General features: G+C 63.8%; 15 protein-coding genes. 8 read left to right on the forward strand and 7 right to left on the reverse strand.

Translation table 11 applies throughout. The annotated features are described in order from the left end of the window. Positions 1-64: 64 nt before the first annotated feature. Entirely contained in the window at positions 65-1,609 is a 1,545-nt protein-coding gene (locus GGD62_RS24710) for a hypothetical protein (protein WP_246800278.1), read from the forward strand. A 161-nt stretch (positions 1,610-1,770) separates the two neighbouring features. After that, positions 1,771-3,090 (forward strand): aminotransferase class V-fold PLP-dependent enzyme, encoded by a 1,320-nt coding sequence (locus GGD62_RS24715; protein ID WP_183710662.1) that lies wholly within the window; start codon positions 1,771-1,773, stop codon positions 3,088-3,090. Positions 3,091-3,118: 28 nt separating this feature from the next. Here GGD62_RS24715 and GGD62_RS24720 read toward each other — a convergent pair whose 3' ends face one another. Beyond that, positions 3,119-3,517, reverse strand: coding sequence for a VOC family protein (locus GGD62_RS24720; RefSeq protein ID WP_183710664.1), 399 nt, complete (start codon positions 3,515-3,517; stop codon positions 3,119-3,121). A gap of 158 nt (positions 3,518-3,675) precedes the next feature. Between GGD62_RS24720 and GGD62_RS24725 the strand changes: the two genes are divergently transcribed. Continuing rightward, on the forward strand, positions 3,676-5,439 hold the full coding sequence (locus tag GGD62_RS24725) for a phospholipase D-like domain-containing protein (protein ID WP_183710666.1): 1,764 nt from the start codon (positions 3,676-3,678) through the stop codon (positions 5,437-5,439). A 145-nt stretch (positions 5,440-5,584) separates the two neighbouring features. Here GGD62_RS24725 and GGD62_RS24730 read toward each other — a convergent pair whose 3' ends face one another. From GGD62_RS24730 to GGD62_RS24740, 3 genes are all read right to left on the reverse strand, one after another. Continuing rightward, positions 5,585-6,607, reverse strand: a complete 1,023-nt coding sequence (locus GGD62_RS24730; protein ID WP_183710667.1) for an LLM class flavin-dependent oxidoreductase — start codon at positions 6,605-6,607, stop codon at positions 5,585-5,587. A gap of 161 nt (positions 6,608-6,768) precedes the next feature. Continuing rightward, entirely contained in the window at positions 6,769-7,233 is a 465-nt protein-coding gene (locus GGD62_RS24735) for a hypothetical protein (protein ID WP_183235602.1), read from the reverse strand. Between the two features lie 277 nt (positions 7,234-7,510). Continuing rightward, entirely contained in the window at positions 7,511-8,083 is a 573-nt protein-coding gene (locus GGD62_RS24740; protein WP_183710668.1) for a hypothetical protein, read from the reverse strand. Between the two features lie 370 nt (positions 8,084-8,453). Between GGD62_RS24740 and GGD62_RS24745 the strand changes: the two genes are divergently transcribed. Then, entirely contained in the window at positions 8,454-9,014 is a 561-nt protein-coding gene (locus GGD62_RS24745) for a group 1 truncated hemoglobin (RefSeq protein WP_049815028.1), read from the forward strand. Positions 9,015-9,048: 34 nt separating this feature from the next. Here the strand turns inward: GGD62_RS24745 and GGD62_RS24750 are convergent, their stop codons facing one another. Beyond that, complete coding sequence (locus tag GGD62_RS24750; RefSeq protein WP_183710669.1) at positions 9,049-9,732, reverse strand: class I SAM-dependent methyltransferase; 684 nt, start codon at positions 9,730-9,732, stop codon at positions 9,049-9,051. A gap of 26 nt (positions 9,733-9,758) precedes the next feature. Further along, on the reverse strand, positions 9,759-10,217 hold the full coding sequence (locus tag GGD62_RS24755; RefSeq protein ID WP_018321192.1) for an Rrf2 family transcriptional regulator: 459 nt from the start codon (positions 10,215-10,217) through the stop codon (positions 9,759-9,761). Positions 10,218-10,359: 142 nt separating this feature from the next. Here GGD62_RS24755 and GGD62_RS24760 point away from each other — a divergent pair, with 142 nt between their 5' ends. Both GGD62_RS24760 and GGD62_RS24765 read left to right on the forward strand, forming a co-directional pair. Next, positions 10,360-11,598 (forward strand): MFS transporter, encoded by a 1,239-nt coding sequence (locus GGD62_RS24760; protein WP_183710670.1) that lies wholly within the window; start codon positions 10,360-10,362, stop codon positions 11,596-11,598. Between the two features lie 358 nt (positions 11,599-11,956). Beyond that, positions 11,957-12,250, forward strand: a complete 294-nt coding sequence (locus tag GGD62_RS24765) for a DUF718 domain-containing protein (protein ID WP_183710671.1) — start codon at positions 11,957-11,959, stop codon at positions 12,248-12,250. Between the two features lie 18 nt (positions 12,251-12,268). Here GGD62_RS24765 and GGD62_RS24770 read toward each other — a convergent pair whose 3' ends face one another. Continuing rightward, positions 12,269-14,290, reverse strand: coding sequence for a YgiQ family radical SAM protein (locus GGD62_RS24770; RefSeq protein WP_183710672.1), 2,022 nt, complete (start codon positions 14,288-14,290; stop codon positions 12,269-12,271). A gap of 129 nt (positions 14,291-14,419) precedes the next feature. Between GGD62_RS24770 and GGD62_RS24775 the strand changes: the two genes are divergently transcribed. Continuing rightward, entirely contained in the window at positions 14,420-15,364 is a 945-nt protein-coding gene (locus GGD62_RS24775; protein ID WP_183710674.1) for a DMT family transporter, read from the forward strand. Between the two features lie 125 nt (positions 15,365-15,489). Further along, positions 15,490-15,654 carry a hypothetical protein gene (locus tag GGD62_RS24780; RefSeq protein WP_183710676.1) on the forward strand — a complete coding sequence of 55 codons (165 nt, stop codon included), beginning with the start codon at positions 15,490-15,492 and terminating at the stop codon, positions 15,652-15,654. Positions 15,655-15,660 lie beyond the last annotated feature (6 nt).

The following is a 15,660-nucleotide window of genomic DNA, read 5'->3' on the forward strand; positions in this document are numbered from 1 at the left end:
ACACATCGCCTCGCTATCGTGCTCGACGCGCGCTGCCAAAGGACGATTGATGGGTGCCGGGGACTTGACCCAGGTTCAGACCGTGCCGGCCGAGCCATCGCCGCCGGCCTGGCGCGAGCTGGTTCCGACCCTCTGCATCGCCGTGGCAGCGATCGGCTTTGCTCCGGTCCTGCATTTGGCCTATCCGGCCCTGGCCATCGTGGTCGAGGTCCTCATCGGCATCGCCATCGTGCTGGCGGTCCCGACCTATGCGCCGGCCATCGCGATCTTCGTCCTGTTCTTCCAGAACCTGTTCGTCTCGATCCTGTCGCCGCTGGTCCCGCTGCCGTCCGATCTCGACTTCATCAAGGGCTACAATTTCCTCGTCTGCTCCGTGATGTGGCTGGCGACGTTCGGCCTTTACGTGCTGGGCCAGAGGAATCAATCGGCCGAGGTGAACCAGATCATGCGCTGGGGTGTCGTCACCCTCGCCGTGGTGTCGCTGTATTTCGCGATCGGCTTCATCCAGGACGGACAGCCGGCGGCGGTCTATCTGCGCAATATCGTGCTGCCGCTGTTCCTGTTCCAGCTCTCGCTTCTGACGGCCGCGACCTATGAGGTGCGCATCACGCCGTTCCTGGTGATGCTCGCGGTCATCCTTCTGCTGTGCGGCTATGTCGAGCTCGTCTTCCGCGATCTCTGGCTGGCCATCACCAACAGCTATACGTTCTGGGGGTTCGACGAGCTCAAGGCGACCCATTCGGGTGTCTGGGAAGCCCAGATGCGGGCCACCGGCAACGTGCCCGTCGACCTCAAGGACCGCTTCAGCTTCGACTTCCTGAATACACCGCTGCTCGAAGGGTTCGGCCTGTCGAAGATGCTGCGCATCAACGGTCCGAACATGCACCCGATCAGCTTCGCTTACGGCGTCGGGTTTCTCGCCCTGTTCCTGTTCTCGGTGGGACGACCGCTGCTGGCCCTCGCAGCATTGCCGCTGCTGATCTTTTGCAGCGTGAAGGGCGCGCTCATCGTGGTGATCTTCGTGGTCGCGGCCTGGATCGCGACCCGTCTGATCGGCGCCGTGGTGACGTTGTTGCTCGGCTTCCTCGGCATGGCCGCCTTCGCGGTTCTGGCGATCCGCCTCGGGCTGCAGATCGGCGACTATCACGTCATCGGACTGATGGGTGGTCTGGACGGCTTCGTGCAGAGACCTTTCGGCCGGGGCCTCGGCATTGGTGGCAATTTGTCGGAGAGCTATTTCTCCATCGACTGGAGTGCCGCACAGGCGGCCGGAACGATCGATGGCGCCGTCGAGAGCGCGATCGGCGTGCTCTTGTACCAGATGGGCGTTGGCGCCTTCGTGCTGCTGGCCTTCTATTTCGCGATGGCGCTTAAGGCATGGCGCCTCTACGCCTCATCGGGCTATCTGACGCAGGGTCTCGCCGGCTTCGGCGTCATGGTCGTGCTGCTCAACGGATTGTTCCAGGAAGAGGCCTTGTTCGCGCCACTCGCGCTCGGGCTCATGCTCTCGCTCACGGGCCTCGTCATCGGCAGCCATGTGAGAATGCAGGCCGTCGCCCGCGAGGACACGGCAGTCGAGTCTCTCAAGCACTATCAGCCGGTGACGTAGCCCGGCGGCACGCCGACCGTCCCTTCGCAAACGGCACCAGCCACGCGCTTAGCCCGCTCGCCGCAGCGAAGCAGGGGCCGGCATCATCGAACTGTCATCGCCTTGTCATTCGCGCTCTACTGATCGCTGCTCCTTTCGCCGCGCATCGTGGAGGCTGATATATGCATCTGATCAAGACCATTTCGTCCGACCGCCGGTCGATCCTGAAGGGCCTCGCCGCCGTAGCCATGGCGCCGATGGCTGCGCCGGCGATGGCGGCCGAGGGCCTGCCGGCTCAGCCGGCCGGTTCGGCCGCCGCGATCGCCGCCGACAAGGCCTATTGGGCGGCGGTGAAGGGGCTCTACGCCGTGACGCCCGATGTCGTCAATTTCGAGAACGGCTATTGGGGCATCATGGCCGAGCCTGTGCGGCGCGAGTTCATCCGCCAGTCCGACATGATCAACTTTCAGAACACCTACTACGCGCGGCAGCGCGCGGGTGCGGATTTCGAGGCGGTGCGCGCCAAGGTGGCGGAGGCGGTCGGCGCGGCGACCGAGGAGATCGCGCTCACCCGCGGTGCGACCGAAGCGCTGCAGCTCCTCATCGGCGGCTACAACCGGCTGAAGCCCGGCGATGCCGTGCTCTATGCCGATCTCGATTATGATTCGATGCAGTATGCGATGAACGCGCTGAAGGGGCGTCGCGGCGTCGACGTGGTCAAGTTCGACGTGCCGGAGCCCGCCACCCGCCAGGCGGTGCTCGACGCCTATGCCCGCGCCATCGAGGCGAACCCGAAGACGCGACTTCTGCTCCTGACCCATGTCAGCCACCGCACCGGCTTCGTCATGCCGATCGCCGAGATTGCCCGCATGGCCAAGGCCAAGGGCATCGACACCATCGTCGACGCCGCGCATTCCTGGGGGCAGATCGACTTCCGGGTCGGTGAGCTCGAGGCCGATTTCGTCGGCTTCAATCTGCACAAATGGATCGGCGCGCCGCTCGGCGTGGGCTTTCTCTACATCAGGAAGGACCGCCTCGCCGCCATCGACCGTGACATGGGGGATGAGGATTTTGCCGAGGCCGATATCCGCTCGCGGGTTCACACCGGCACGGTCAATTTCGCCACGGTGCTGACGGTGCCGACGGCCGTGGCGTTGCATCAGCAGATCGGCGCCGCGGCAAAGCAGGCCCGCTTGCGCCATTTGCGCGACTATTGGGTGAGCCGCGCCCGCGGATTCAAGGACATCGAGATCCTGACGCCGGACGAGATCGGCTCGTACGGCGCGATCACGTCCTTCCGTCTCGCCGGCAAGACCAGCAAGGCCGACAACGAGGCCATCGTGGTAAAGCTGCGGGACAGCCACAAGGTCATGACGGTGCGCCGGGCCGGCGTCGCCAGGGGCCAGTGCATTCGCGTGACGCCGGCGCTCTTTACCGACGAGGCCGATCTCGATCGCCTCGTCGAGGCACTGGCGGTGATCACGGGGACGAAGACGGGGTAAGGCCAGGCGGGGCGCGGTCGCTCGTGTGTCAGCTGCGCTTGGCTGATTGGATCAGGTCCCAGCGGTTGCCATAGAGATCCTCGAAAACCGCCACCACGCCATAGGCCTCATGCCGTGGCGCCTCGACGAAGCGCACGCCGGCGGCGATCATGCGCGCATGATCGCGCTCGAAATCATCCGTCTCCAGGAACAGGAAGACGCGCCCGCCGGTCTGGTCGCCGATGCGTTCCATCTGCGCCGGACCGTCCGCCCGCGCCAGGAGCAAGCCGGAGCCAAAATTGCCCCGCGGCCGCACCACCACCCAGCGCTTGCCGCCACCGAGCGGCGTGTCCTCGCAAAGCTCGAAATTCAGAGCGCGCGTGAAGAAGGCAATCGCTTCATCATAGTCAGCGACCACGAGACCGACGAGGGACAGATGCTGATTCATCACGCAACCTGGTGGATGGCGGGAAGCTCGCTGTCAGGAAGACAAGGGTAGCATCGCATTGGCCCGGCCGGTGCAGCCCTCATGCGCCAAGCATCACGCGCTTGCAATCAAAAATTGTGTTGATAGGATTTGCCCCAAACTTCAGGGCGGGGGGCAGAATGAAGAATTCCTATCAGGTTACGGGCACCAATGCGAACGCGCCATTCACCCTGAAGATTCATCGCGGCGACGGGATGTTGCTGCTCGCGATGAATTGGCGGCAGGGCAAGCCACCGCGCGATATTGTCGGCTTTGCAATCGAGTACAAGGAGCCGAAGCAAGATCGGTTTTGGCCGGTGCCCAACCGCATCGGCTTTCCGGGTCAGCGCAAGAAGCCGAGCGACCCGATGCTCCCGAGTACGATTGCGCCGATTCAAAAATTCCGCTGGGTGCATTTCCCCTGGCACGCCGACAAGGACGGACAATTTCTCTATCGCGTGACACCCATGTTCATGGACAAGCTGGGAACGCTCAGTCGAGGCGAACCGCAGGAAGCCTCGATCGCCCTGATGCGCGAGACATTACCGGGCAAGCTGAATGTTGCTTTCACGCGCGGTTATGTGTCCTCGCAATCCTTTGTTGAGAAGTTCGCGCCCGACCGCAAGCTCGGCAGCCTCATTCCAGATGATGCGAAGGATGGTTTGACCTTCAAGCCCACGAACAAGAAGGCCGAGGACGCCTACAAATGGATGGGCTTCGAAGCGCGTGCGTCGATCCTCGACGTGCTGGATGAGGCGATCGCCGCCAAGGCCAATGTTCGCGTCATCGCTTATGACTTCAACATGCCCGAAATCCTGACCCGTCTCGAAAAGCTCGGAAAAAGGCTGAAGGTCATCATCGACGATTCGACGGCCAAGGGCGGCGGGCACAAAGCCAAGGATTCGCCCGAGAGCGTCGCTGAGAAGCGCTTACGCAAATCGGCCGGGGCTGACAACGTCAAGCGCCAACATATGGCGAACCTGCAGCACCATAAATCCATCGCGGTTTCCGGCAAGGGTGTGCATAAGGTCGTGTACGGCTCCACGAACATGAGCTGGCGCGGGTTCTACGTGCAGTCGAACAATGCGGTCATTGTCAACAGCAAGAATGCCGTCGACGATTACTTCAAGGTTTTCGATAGCTATTTTTCGGCGGAAGCCGCCGGCGATTTTCGCGACTCCGAGGTGGCGACGGGTTGGCGCGATCTGGGAGTGAGCGGACTCGGCGGAAAGGTCGCTTTTTCGCCGCATACCGAAGAGAACGGGCTCCTGGCCGTGGTGGGCAAGGACATAGCCAAGGCGAAATCCAGTGTTCTTTTTTCTTTGGCGTTCCTGGGTCAGATGAAAAATGGACCGATCGGTCCTGCCCTGGGTCGCGCCATCAAGAGCAAGACGGTGTTCGCGCTTGGCATCGCCGATGCGCGCGTGAAGGAAGGGAATTTGGGCGTCACCGTATTGACGGCCGACAACAAGAAGCGCGTCGTTCGTTCGTCTGCGCTGACCGGCAATGTGCCGGCTCCGTTCAGTACGGAACCGTCAGGACTTGCCGGCAGCGACGGTCAGCACCGGGGTACTCGGATGCATCACAAATTCGTCGTGCTCGATTTCGATACCGACGATGCACGCGTTTATCTGGGCTCATACAATTTCTCTGAGCCCGCCGATACTGACAATGGCGAGAACCTGTTGCTGATCAAGGATCGCACGGTCGCGACCAGCTACATGATTGAAGCATTGCGCATCTACGATCACTATCGTTTCCGCTCCGCCCGCGAGGACGCAAAGGGCAAGAGCAAAAAGGTGCTCGAGCTTCAGTTGCCGCCCAAAAAGGCTTCAGAGAAGCCGTGGTGGCAGAAGGATTGGGACGATCCGATCAGCAGGAGAGACCGGGAGCTATTTGCCTAAAGCATGATCCGGGAAAGTGCGCAGCGGCTTTCCGAAAAAATCATGCTTAAACAACGACCTAAAGCGCGGTGACGCTTCATCCTGATGGCGTCGCGCTTTAGCGCTCGGAATCCAGGTCAATGTGGCGCCAAGGTGGACCACTCGCTCACCGCCACCCCAGCGCCGGCGCGACGTGCTTCAGGATCGCCTCGATCGCATGCGCGCAGTAATCGACCCCTAACTGGTTCGGGATCGTCAGCAGCAGTGTATCAGCCTCCGCAATCGCCTCGTCCCGGCGCAGCTGCTCGATCAGCACATCCGGCTCGGCGGCATAACTCCGGCCGAAGATCGCCCGGGTCTGCGGGTCGATTAAGCCGATCTGGTCCTCGCCTTCGCGCTCCCGGCCGAAATAGGCGCGGTCGCGATCGTCCATCAGCGCAAAGATGCTGCGGCTGACGGAGACGCGGGGGGCACGGGCGTGGCCGGCCTCCTTCCAGGCGGCGCGAAAGCTACGGATCTGCGCGGCCTGCTGCACGTGGAAGGCTTCGCCGGTCTCGTCGTTCTTCAGCGTCGAGCTCTGCAGATTCATGCCGAGCTTTGCCGCCCACACCGCGGTGGCGTTGGAGCCGGCGCCCCACCAGATCCGCTCGCGCAGGCCTTGCGCGTGCGGCTCGATGCGCAAGAGGCCCGGCGGATTGGGAAACATCGGCTGCGGATTGGGCTCGGCAAAGCCTTCGCCCCGGAGCAGGTCGAGAAACACCTCCGCATGGCGCCGGCCCATGTCCGCATCGCTCTGGCCCTCGGCCGGGCGATAACCAAAATAGCGCCAGCCGTCGATCACCTGCTCGGGCGAGCCGCGGCTGATGCCGAGCTGCAGCCGGCCGCCGGCGATGAGATCGGCGCTTCCGGCGTCCTCCACCATGTAGAGGGGGTTCTCGTAGCGCATGTCGATCACGGCCGTGCCGATCTCGATTGTGCTGGTTCTAGCGCCGACCGCCGCGAGCAGCGGAAACGGCGAGGCGAGCTGGCGCGCGAAATGATGCACGCGGAAATAGGCGCCGTCGGCCCCTAACTGCTCGGCCGCGACCGCAAGCTCGATCGATTGCAACAGCGTGTCTGCGGCCGAGCGGGTCTGCGATTGCGGTGAGGGGGTCCAGTGTCCGAAGGAGAGGAAGCCGATCTTTTTCATGAGGGCTAGGTATGCATGACCGGAAGAATTTGCGAGACGTTGGCCGAGGGAAAAGTGGCGGCAGGGCGTGTGCCCGTAAGTGCCTCCAGGAGGAAGCAGGCCCGGGTTCGCACCACGACGTCAGGTCGTTCGATTTTGATCCGCCGTGCCCGGAAGCGGCCTCAGATTTCGCAACCGGTCAAATTCAATGCCTTGAGCAGGCCGCCGAACGCCTTGAGTCGACAGGGCTCGGTCTCGCTGGCGGCCTTTGCACGCTGCGCATTGGCAGTTCGCTTGGCAACAATTGCCTTTGGTTTCGGCCTGGGACGTTCAGCGGTCGCGATCTTCTTCGTATCGCGCCGATGACGGACGATTGGTTCCGGTGCGGTCGAACCGACTTGGATGTCTCGCGGAGCAACGGGGTTCTCGACCGGAGCGTCCTGTGTCGGCATCGCGCTGCTCACAGCGGCAACCTCGAGGCGATCGGCCTTGGGCAACGCGTCATGTGACGCAGAGACGCTAGCGCTCTGCTCGGCAAGCGGCGGGGCGATCGCGACGGCGCGACGCGGTGGAGCGCTCAGCTCCATTGCCGACAGCACGCCTGCGCTCAACAGGATGAGGAGGCCCAACAACGCCATTTTCAGCATAAAGCGCCTCTAACCTAAGTTAGTGCCGCTGAAAATTCTCCGCGCCAATAAGGCAACTTGTCGGCGATTGCCGACCTACGGCGAATCATTTGCCGACAGGGTTAACGTCGGTGCTGCTTCTGCGGCCGCTGAGAATAGACCGTACAGTCGGGCACCGCCTGACCGATTGGGCGACCGCTGCTTTTGACCCAATGCAGACAGGCTCCCCTTCGACGGCAGCGAAGCCTCGCCAAAGTCCCTCTCGTCGCGGAAGCTAAGTTGACCGCAGGGTCCGAGGTCAGATCGATCGTTGGCTGGTAAACCCTTCTACCAGAGTCTCCGGCGAGATTTTGATCCGCCGTGTTGCATCGGCGGTCAGCCAGTTCATCGCAGAGGGTCCAACCCATAGCGATCGGTCTGGGCTGCTTGGATTGGCGGATCTGTTTGGTCCAGCCGGGGCTTCCGGAATCCCAGGATTGCGCCAGCGAACGACGGAGTTGACGCAGGTTTTCTTGATCCAACGACGCAGCAAATTGTAACGGCGCTCGACGTTCGCCGCGGTCTTCTCGCTTGCCTGATCAGTCGCGATCGCAAATCGGCCTTGTGTGATCACCGTGCCGGTGATTACGCACCTTATGAATTGAATTGTGGCATGCTCAGCTCTGCAATACCAATCGTTGCACGATGGGATGAATTCGGCCGGTAGCTTTGGCAGGTCCTCGGGGGACCAGATGATGCAGTGGTAACCGACAGAGGCGACATTTCGAGTTGTGGGGGGCGCGGCCGACTTCCACCGCGGGCCATCGACGAGAAGAACCACGGGATCGCGTAACACCTCCGACATCAGCACAGCCTCGTCATCCGGATGCATCACAAATCGAACGTCGCTTCTCAAACAGCCCCCTAGTTCCACCACAGCCCGCCCTGCAAGGACGTAGTGTTGCTACTTCCTTTTTGCGGCAAGAGTCCGGGCCTGGCCCTTTTCGTCCGGGTTCGACGCTTGGCTCGACGCCAGCTCTCAGGGGCGCGGCGGGCTAGATTTGCTCATACCAAGTTTCTTCGCAGTTCGGCGGGCATGGGTCGGCGTCCAGCTCAAAATTTCCAGGAACCATTTCCGTTCCGAATCATCCAATGGGTGCGCGGCAATCACCGACAGGCCTCCGGACGGCAACGCGCACGGCGGCCGTTGCACGGGATATGCTGGCTGCAATGCCTCAGGAAACCGATGTAAGGAGGTGCCCATGGCAAGGCCTCGTTCGACTTCCATCAGCAGACGAAGTGTGGTCGCAGGACTGGCGCTGACAGCCGCCCCCGTGGCTTTGGCCGGAGCCAATCAAGCGCGTGCGCAGGCCCAGCAAACCACTCCGGATCAAAGCCTGTATGAACGACTTGGCGGCGTCTTCGCCATTGCAGCGGTCGTGGATCACTTCAGCGACGCTGTCGTAAAGAACGCCGTCGTCGGTCAGAAGTCAAAAAATCCGCAGTTGAGGGAATGGCACACCAAAAATCTGAAACGCTTGCCTGGTCTCAAGTTCATGCGAACACTTTGGGTCTGTGACGTTTCGGGTGGGCCGTTCCAGTTCAAAGCCACCAGGCCGGGGACGACGCCCCTTGGCCTTGAGGAGGCGCACCGGGGCTTGCGGATCTCCCCGGCGGAATTCGACGAGGTCGCCGCTGAACTCGGACGGACACTTGACTTCGCCAAGGTCCCGAAGCGCGAGAAGACCGAAGTACTAGCTGCGTTCGCCAGCCACAAAGATGAGGTGACCGCCGGTTACGTATCGAGAGCCAAGCGCGGTTGAAGCATCCCGTGGTGCCGAACGACGAATTGCGACCTCACGCATAGGCGACCCAGCCGCGGAAGGCGAAGCCGGTATAGAACAGGGTTGGGTCCGTGAAGCCGGCCTCGCGCAAGATCACCTCGTCCTGCGCGGGCGCCAGAATCTCCAGATGGTTGGTGACGGCGTTCCGCGCGGCGGCCGCCTGCTCGGGCTCGACGCCGGAGGCGGCCAGGAACGCCGAGTACCGCGACAGCCACAGCGGGCGCTCCTGCTCGCCATTGGGCGCGCTCAAATGCGCGACCACGAACGGCGCGCGCGGCTTGAGGCGGCGACGGACCTCCGAGGCGATGCGGCGCCGCTCCTCGACGCCGACGAAGTGCAGGGTCAAGAGGCAGGTGGCACCGTCGAACGGTCCCTCCGGGGCATCATCGATATAGCCTTGATGCAGGCGTGCACGGGATGCGAGCGATCCCAGGGTTTGCCCGGCCAGCGCCAGCATCGCCGCGGACGGATCGACGCCGTCGAAGCGCCAGCCGGGATGCGCTTGCGCAAACGCTTTGAGCTCCAGGCCGCCACCCGCGCCGAGGACGAGCACCTGCCCATCGTTTGGGACGCTTTCGGCGAGCAGAATCGCCGTCATGGACTGCATGGCGTCATAGCCCGGCACGAAGCGCCGCGGCCCCTCGGTGTATCTCGCCACGAATTGCGGATCGGAAAATGCGGCTTGCATGTCGGTCATGATGTTGTCCCCGTGAATGGAGCCGTTCACGCGCGATGCGCGCTGATGTCGTGGATCTTTCGGGACCCGAGCCGCTTGCGCAGGTCCTCGCCCAGCATCGCCAGCGTCACCTCGCCGAGCCGCGCCAGCAGCAGCGCCTCCGCATCGTCAAAGGCCTGATCGAGGGCGGCATTGACGGCCTGCTCGACCAGACAGCCGGGCGCCTCGGTCCGGTTGCCCATGGCCAGAAGCGGGGGATTGCCGAGCGCGGCATAGACGTCGCGCAGCGTCACCTTCGACAGGTCGCAGGCGATGGTCCAGCCGCCGCCGTGCCCCTTCTCGGAGCGCACGTAACCGATTTCCCTGAGGCCCGCCATGATGCGGCGGATCACCACCGGGTTGGTGTCCATGGCCTTGGCCAGCGTCTCGGACGTGAACGGCCCAGGCTGCTGCGCCATGTGCAACAGCACGTGCAGAACGCCAGAGAGTCGGGAATCTCGTTTCATGTAACTTTATATGTTACATGATGGCGGCGACGTCAAGCGGGCCCCACGCAGGTCTTTCCGATCCCATAATTCGACCGCGAGCGAAGGACCCGCCGTCAGGCTTGTGCACAATCGCGCCGCGGGGCGCAGGCTGTCGACAAAGATGCAGAACGGCACGTTTTATGGTTGGCGAGTCGTCGCGGCGAGCTTTGGTCTCGCCGTTCTCGGCCTTGGTTTCGGCTTCTATGGTCCGCCGATCTTCCTGAACGCGGTTTGTGAAGCCAGGGGTTGGCCGCTGGCGTTGGTCTCGATGGCCGTCACCGTGCACTTCCTGACTGGATCGATCGTGACCGCCAATCTGCCGGCGCTTTATCGGCGCTTCGGCATTGCAGCCGTGACGAAGGCCGGCGCCCTCGCGCTGGCCGTCGGCATCTTGGGATGGGCGAGTGCAACAACGCCGTGGCAGCTGTTCGGCGCGACGCTGCTGAGCGGCGCGGGCTGGGTGACGATGGGCGTCGCCGCCGTCAACGCTATCGTGTCGCCCTGGTTCGTCCGCCACCGCCCTGCGGCGCTCGCCGTCGCGTATAACGGCGCGAACGTCGGAGGGATCATCTTTCCGCCGCTCTGGGCCGCGGCCATTGCAATGTACGGCTTCGCCATCGCAGCGGCCGTCCTCGGCGTGATCATGGTTATCCTGGTGTGGATGCTCGCAAGCACCGTGCTGTCACGCACGCCTGCGCAGATCGGATCGCTGCCGGACGGAGCGGAGCCAGCCGCGGCGACCGGGCCTGCGGACGCTGCGCGGCGGCTCCCGGGATCGCTGATCTGGCGAGACCGCAAATTCCTGACGCTCGCGGCCGGCATGAGCCTCGGGCTGTTTGCGCAGATCGGCCTGACCGCGCACCTGTTCTCGCTGCTGCTGCCCGCGCTCGGCACGCAATGGGCCGGACTGGTGGTCGGCTTGATCGGCGCTATGGCGATCATGGGTCGAACGCTGCTGGGCTGGCTCATGCCGGAGCGCACCGACCGGCGGCTGATTGCCTGCGCCAGCTACACGGTTCAAATCATGGGCTCGATGATCTTCATCGCCGCGGCTGGAACGAACGTTCCGCTGTTGATTCTTGGCGTCGTCCTGTTCGGTCTCGGATTCGGCAACGGCACGTTCCTGCCGCCGTTGATCGCCCAGGTCGAATTTGCACCAGAGGACGTACCGCGTGTCGTCGCGCTGATCGTTGCGATGTCGCAAGGCGCTTATTCATTCGCGCCGGCGGTCTTTGGCTTGATCCGCGAATGGTTTTCGGCCGCCGCCTCTGGTACCGCGCCAGGCTTCTATGTTGCCACGGCGTTGGTGCAGGGATTGGCGATCTACGCTTTCTGGGCGGGGCGCCGTGCGCCGCGCTGAAGCCGTCAGGGCCGACACGCAACATCGGGCGCGCCGATGATGTCATCCTGCTCCTGTTTTGCCCGACGGATCAATGATCGTCTCGTAAAATCAGGAATTCTCGCCGCGAATTCCGAAAAGATCATGCTCTCTTGCCGCGTCCTATGCTGTTGATTTTGCTATCCCCGGCTACTGTGCATGGGGTTGTTTTCGCACAATTCTGTCCTGCGATCAGGAAGGCCGGGATAGACCATGCTGATTTGTCACGGTGACGCCGCCGCGCGCGGGGACAACAATCGGCCAGGGCGACCGCAAGGACTTTTCGTCCTCACCTCGCGCGGCGCCCGTTTTTCATCAGTCCATTTTTTGGAGGCGCATCATGCAGGTTTATAATGTGGTCAGGTTCAAGGTGAAACCGGGTGAGGAAGCTGCCTTCCTCGACGCGCATCGGAACGGCAAGACCAAATGGCCGGGGCTGGAGCACGGCGTCATCATCAAGACCGGCGAGCAGACCTTTTGCCTCATCGGCACATGGGCCAGTCAGGACGCGTTGGTCGCGGCGCGATCGGCGATGATCAAGACGCTCGACAGCTTCAGGTCCGTGCTCGAGGACCAGGGCAATGGACGCGGCGTGACGGACGCGGTGTCGGGGCCGGTCGTGCTCGATCTCTAGGAACGCTGCCGCGCGCGTTCACTTCATCACCCGCAGCCCCTTGGTCGTGAACCGCTGGGTCTTCTCGCCCGGCCGCACCGGTCGCCGCGTGCCGGCGGCCTTGCCGGTGCCGGGGGGCTGGTGCGCGGGCACGAGCTGGTGGGGCTGCGAGCCGATCAGATCGCGGCGGCCCATCTCGATCAGGGCCTCGCGCAGCACCGGCCAATTGTCGGGATCGTGATAGCGCAGGAAGGCCTTGTGCAGGCGGCGCTGGCGCAGGCCCTTGATCGCCTCGACCTTGTCGCTGCCGCCGTGGCGGACGCCGCGCAGCGGATTGACGCCGGTGTGGTACATCGCGGTCGCGGTCGCCATCGGCGAGGGCAGGAAGGTCTGCACCTGATCGGCGCGATAGCGGTTCTTCTTGAGCCACAGCGCGAGGTTCATCATGTCCTCGTCGGTCGTGCCCGGATGCGCCGCGATGAAATAGGGGATCAGGTAATATTTCTTGCCGGCCCGTTCGGCCGCTTCGTCGAACATCCGCTTGAACTTGTTGTAGGCGCCGATGCCCGGCTTCATCATCTTGTCGAGCGGCCCCCGCTCGGTATGTTCGGGGGCAATCTTCAAGTATCCGCCGACGTGATGGGTGACGAGCTCCTTGATGTATTCCGGGCTCTCCACTGCAAGATCGTAGCGCACGCCGGAAGCGACCATCACCTTCTTGATGCCCTTGGTCTCGCGCACCTTGCGATAGAGCCGGATCAGGTCGTCATGCGAGGTGTTGAGGTTCGGGCAGATCTCGGGGAAGACGCAGGACGGCCGCCGGCACGCCGCCTCGACCTTCGGATCCTTGCACGCCATCCGGTACATGTTGGCGGTGGGGCCGCCGATGTCTGAGATCACGCCGGTGAAGCCCGGCGTCTTGTCGCGGATCTTTTCGATCTCGCGCAGGATCGAGCCTTCCGAGCGGTTCTGGATGATGCGGCCTTCGTGCTCGGTGATCGAGCAGAAGGTGCAGCCGCCAAAGCAGCCGCGCATGATCGTCACCGAGAACTTGATCATGTCCCAGGCCGGGATTTTTGCTTCGCCGTAGGACGGATGCGGCGCGCGCGCATAGGGCAGGTCGTAGACCGCGTCCATCTCGTCGCTGGTCAGCGGGATCGGCGGCGGGTTGAGCCAGAGATCGCGATCGCCGTGACGCTGCACCAGCGGCCGCGCATTGCCGGGATTGCTCTCCCGGTGCAGCACGCGCGATGCGCGGGCATAAGCTTCCTTGTCCTGCTCGACCTGCTCCAGCGCCGGCAGGCGGATGACGGTCGCACCCTTCTGGCGGGTCGCGCCCTCGTCGGCGGAATCGAGATCGTCGGCGTGCAGCTCGGTGTAGTCCTCGGGGACCTTGCGGAACAGCGCGACACCCCTGATGTCGTCCAGCGCGCGCGGCGCTTCGCCGGCGGCGAGCCGCTGCGCCACCTCGACCACGGCGCGCTCGGCATTGCCGTAGAGCAGCAGGTCGGCCTTGGCGTCGGCCAGCACCGAGCGGCGCACCTTGTCCGACCAGTAATCGTAATGCGCGATCCGGCGCAGCGAGGCCTCGATGCCGCCGAGCACGATCGGCACGTCCTTGAACGCCTCGCGGCAGCGTTGGGCGTAGACGACGGTGCAGCGGTCCGGCCGCTTGCCGCCTTCGCCGCCGGCCGTATAGGCATCGTCGCTGCGCAGGCGCCGGTCCGCTGTGTAGCGGTTCACCATGGAATCCATATTGCCGCCGGTGACGCCGAAGAACACTTTTGGCTTGCCGAGGGCCTTGAACGGCTCGGCCGAGTGCCAGTCCGGCTGCGAGATGATGCCGACCCGAAAGCCCTGCGCCTCCAGCAGCCGGCCGATGATCGCCATGCCGAAGCTCGGATGGTCGACATAGGCGTCCCCGGTCACCAGCACGATGTCGCAGGCGTCCCAGCCGAGCGAGTCCATCTCGGCGCGGCTCATCGGGAGGAAAGGTGCCGGCTTGCGCGGCTGCGCCCGGGCCATCAGCGGCATTGCGGCGGTGATCATCTGGGTGTCCATGGCGCCAAGGGATAAGTCCCCACGCCTCCGAATTCAACCGACGGGCGCGTGAAAGTTGAGGTTCCCGGGCCGCAGCCGGGGCGTCGTCAGGGTTCTCACCGCGGCCGCCATCGGATATCCGGTTGCTCCATGGGCAAGGAAACCTCCGACGGCGGTCATGACGCAGTGGGCAGCGTATCGCCGTCCGCGAATGCCTGGCTTGGCGTGATTGCGCTGGTCGGCTTCATCCTGGTGGCGACCGCGCAGGCCTCCAATCAGATTCTGGCGCGCGGGCTCGCGGGCTCCGTCCCGCCCTTCGCGCTCGCCTTCTTCCGCTGGAGCATCGTCGCAATCGGGCTCGCGCCGATCGCGCTCAAGGAGATCCAGGGCGGCCGCGTGCCTCTCGGCCGAAACGTCTGGCCGATCCTCGCCGCCGGCTTCATGGGCATGTTCCTGTGCGGCGGTCCGGTCTATGCCGCGGGCGTCTCGACGACGGCGATCCACATCGCGCTGATCATGGCGCTGTCGCCGATCACGGTGCTGCTGATCTCCGCCCTGCGCGGCATGGAGCATGTCGGCCCGCTGCAATGGCTCGGCACGGCGCTGGCGCTCGCAGGCGCGCTGCTCATCATCTCCGGCGGCCATCCGCAGACACTGATCGAACTTCAGACTGCGGCCGGCGACGGCCTCGTCGTGATCGCGATGCTCGGCTGGTCCGGCTACACGCTGCTGCAATCGCGCGCCGCGCCGAAGGCGTCGCTGCTGGCACGCATCAGCCTGTTCTCGGGCGCCGGCGCCCTGTTCTCGCTGCCGCTCGCGGCCATGGAGATGTGGGCGATGCCGGGGCAGGTCTTCAGCACCAAGGCGCTGTCGGCCTATGTCTTCGCCGGGATCGTTCCCGGCCTGCTCGCCTATGCGGGCTTTGCCTGGCTCGGCGGCAAGTTCGGCTCGGTGCGGACCTCGCTCGTGCTCTATCTCGGGCCGATCGCCAGCGCGCTGCTGTCTTTCGCCATCCTCGGCGAACCGCCGCAGCTGATCCATCTTTTCGGTGGTTTGCTGATTTTGGGTGGCGTCTGGGCCAGTTTGCGCCGCTAGTTCCATCCGCATGCGTCCAGGTTCACCCGCAGGAACCATCGGCCTTCGCGGACATTCTGATGAGGGGTTGCCGCGAGCCCGGCTCGCGCGCACTCGCGATGTTCGCCTCTGGCGATGGGGGAGCTGTGAGTACAGTCATAGAGAACCTGCTGTTGCGAAAGCAGAAGCTCGTGGAGCAGCTCGAAAAGGCGCCATCGGTCGAGGACCGCGACAAGATCGAGCACCAGCTCGAACAGATCAATACCGCGCTGGATTTTCTGGACAGGCCGGGACCGAGGGAAGGGCGCTAGAGGCGC

Origin of the sequence: Bradyrhizobium sp. ERR14, assembly GCF_014198235.1 — a bacterium.
In the GTDB taxonomy this organism is placed as follows: Bacteria; Pseudomonadota; Alphaproteobacteria; order Rhizobiales; family Xanthobacteraceae; genus Bradyrhizobium.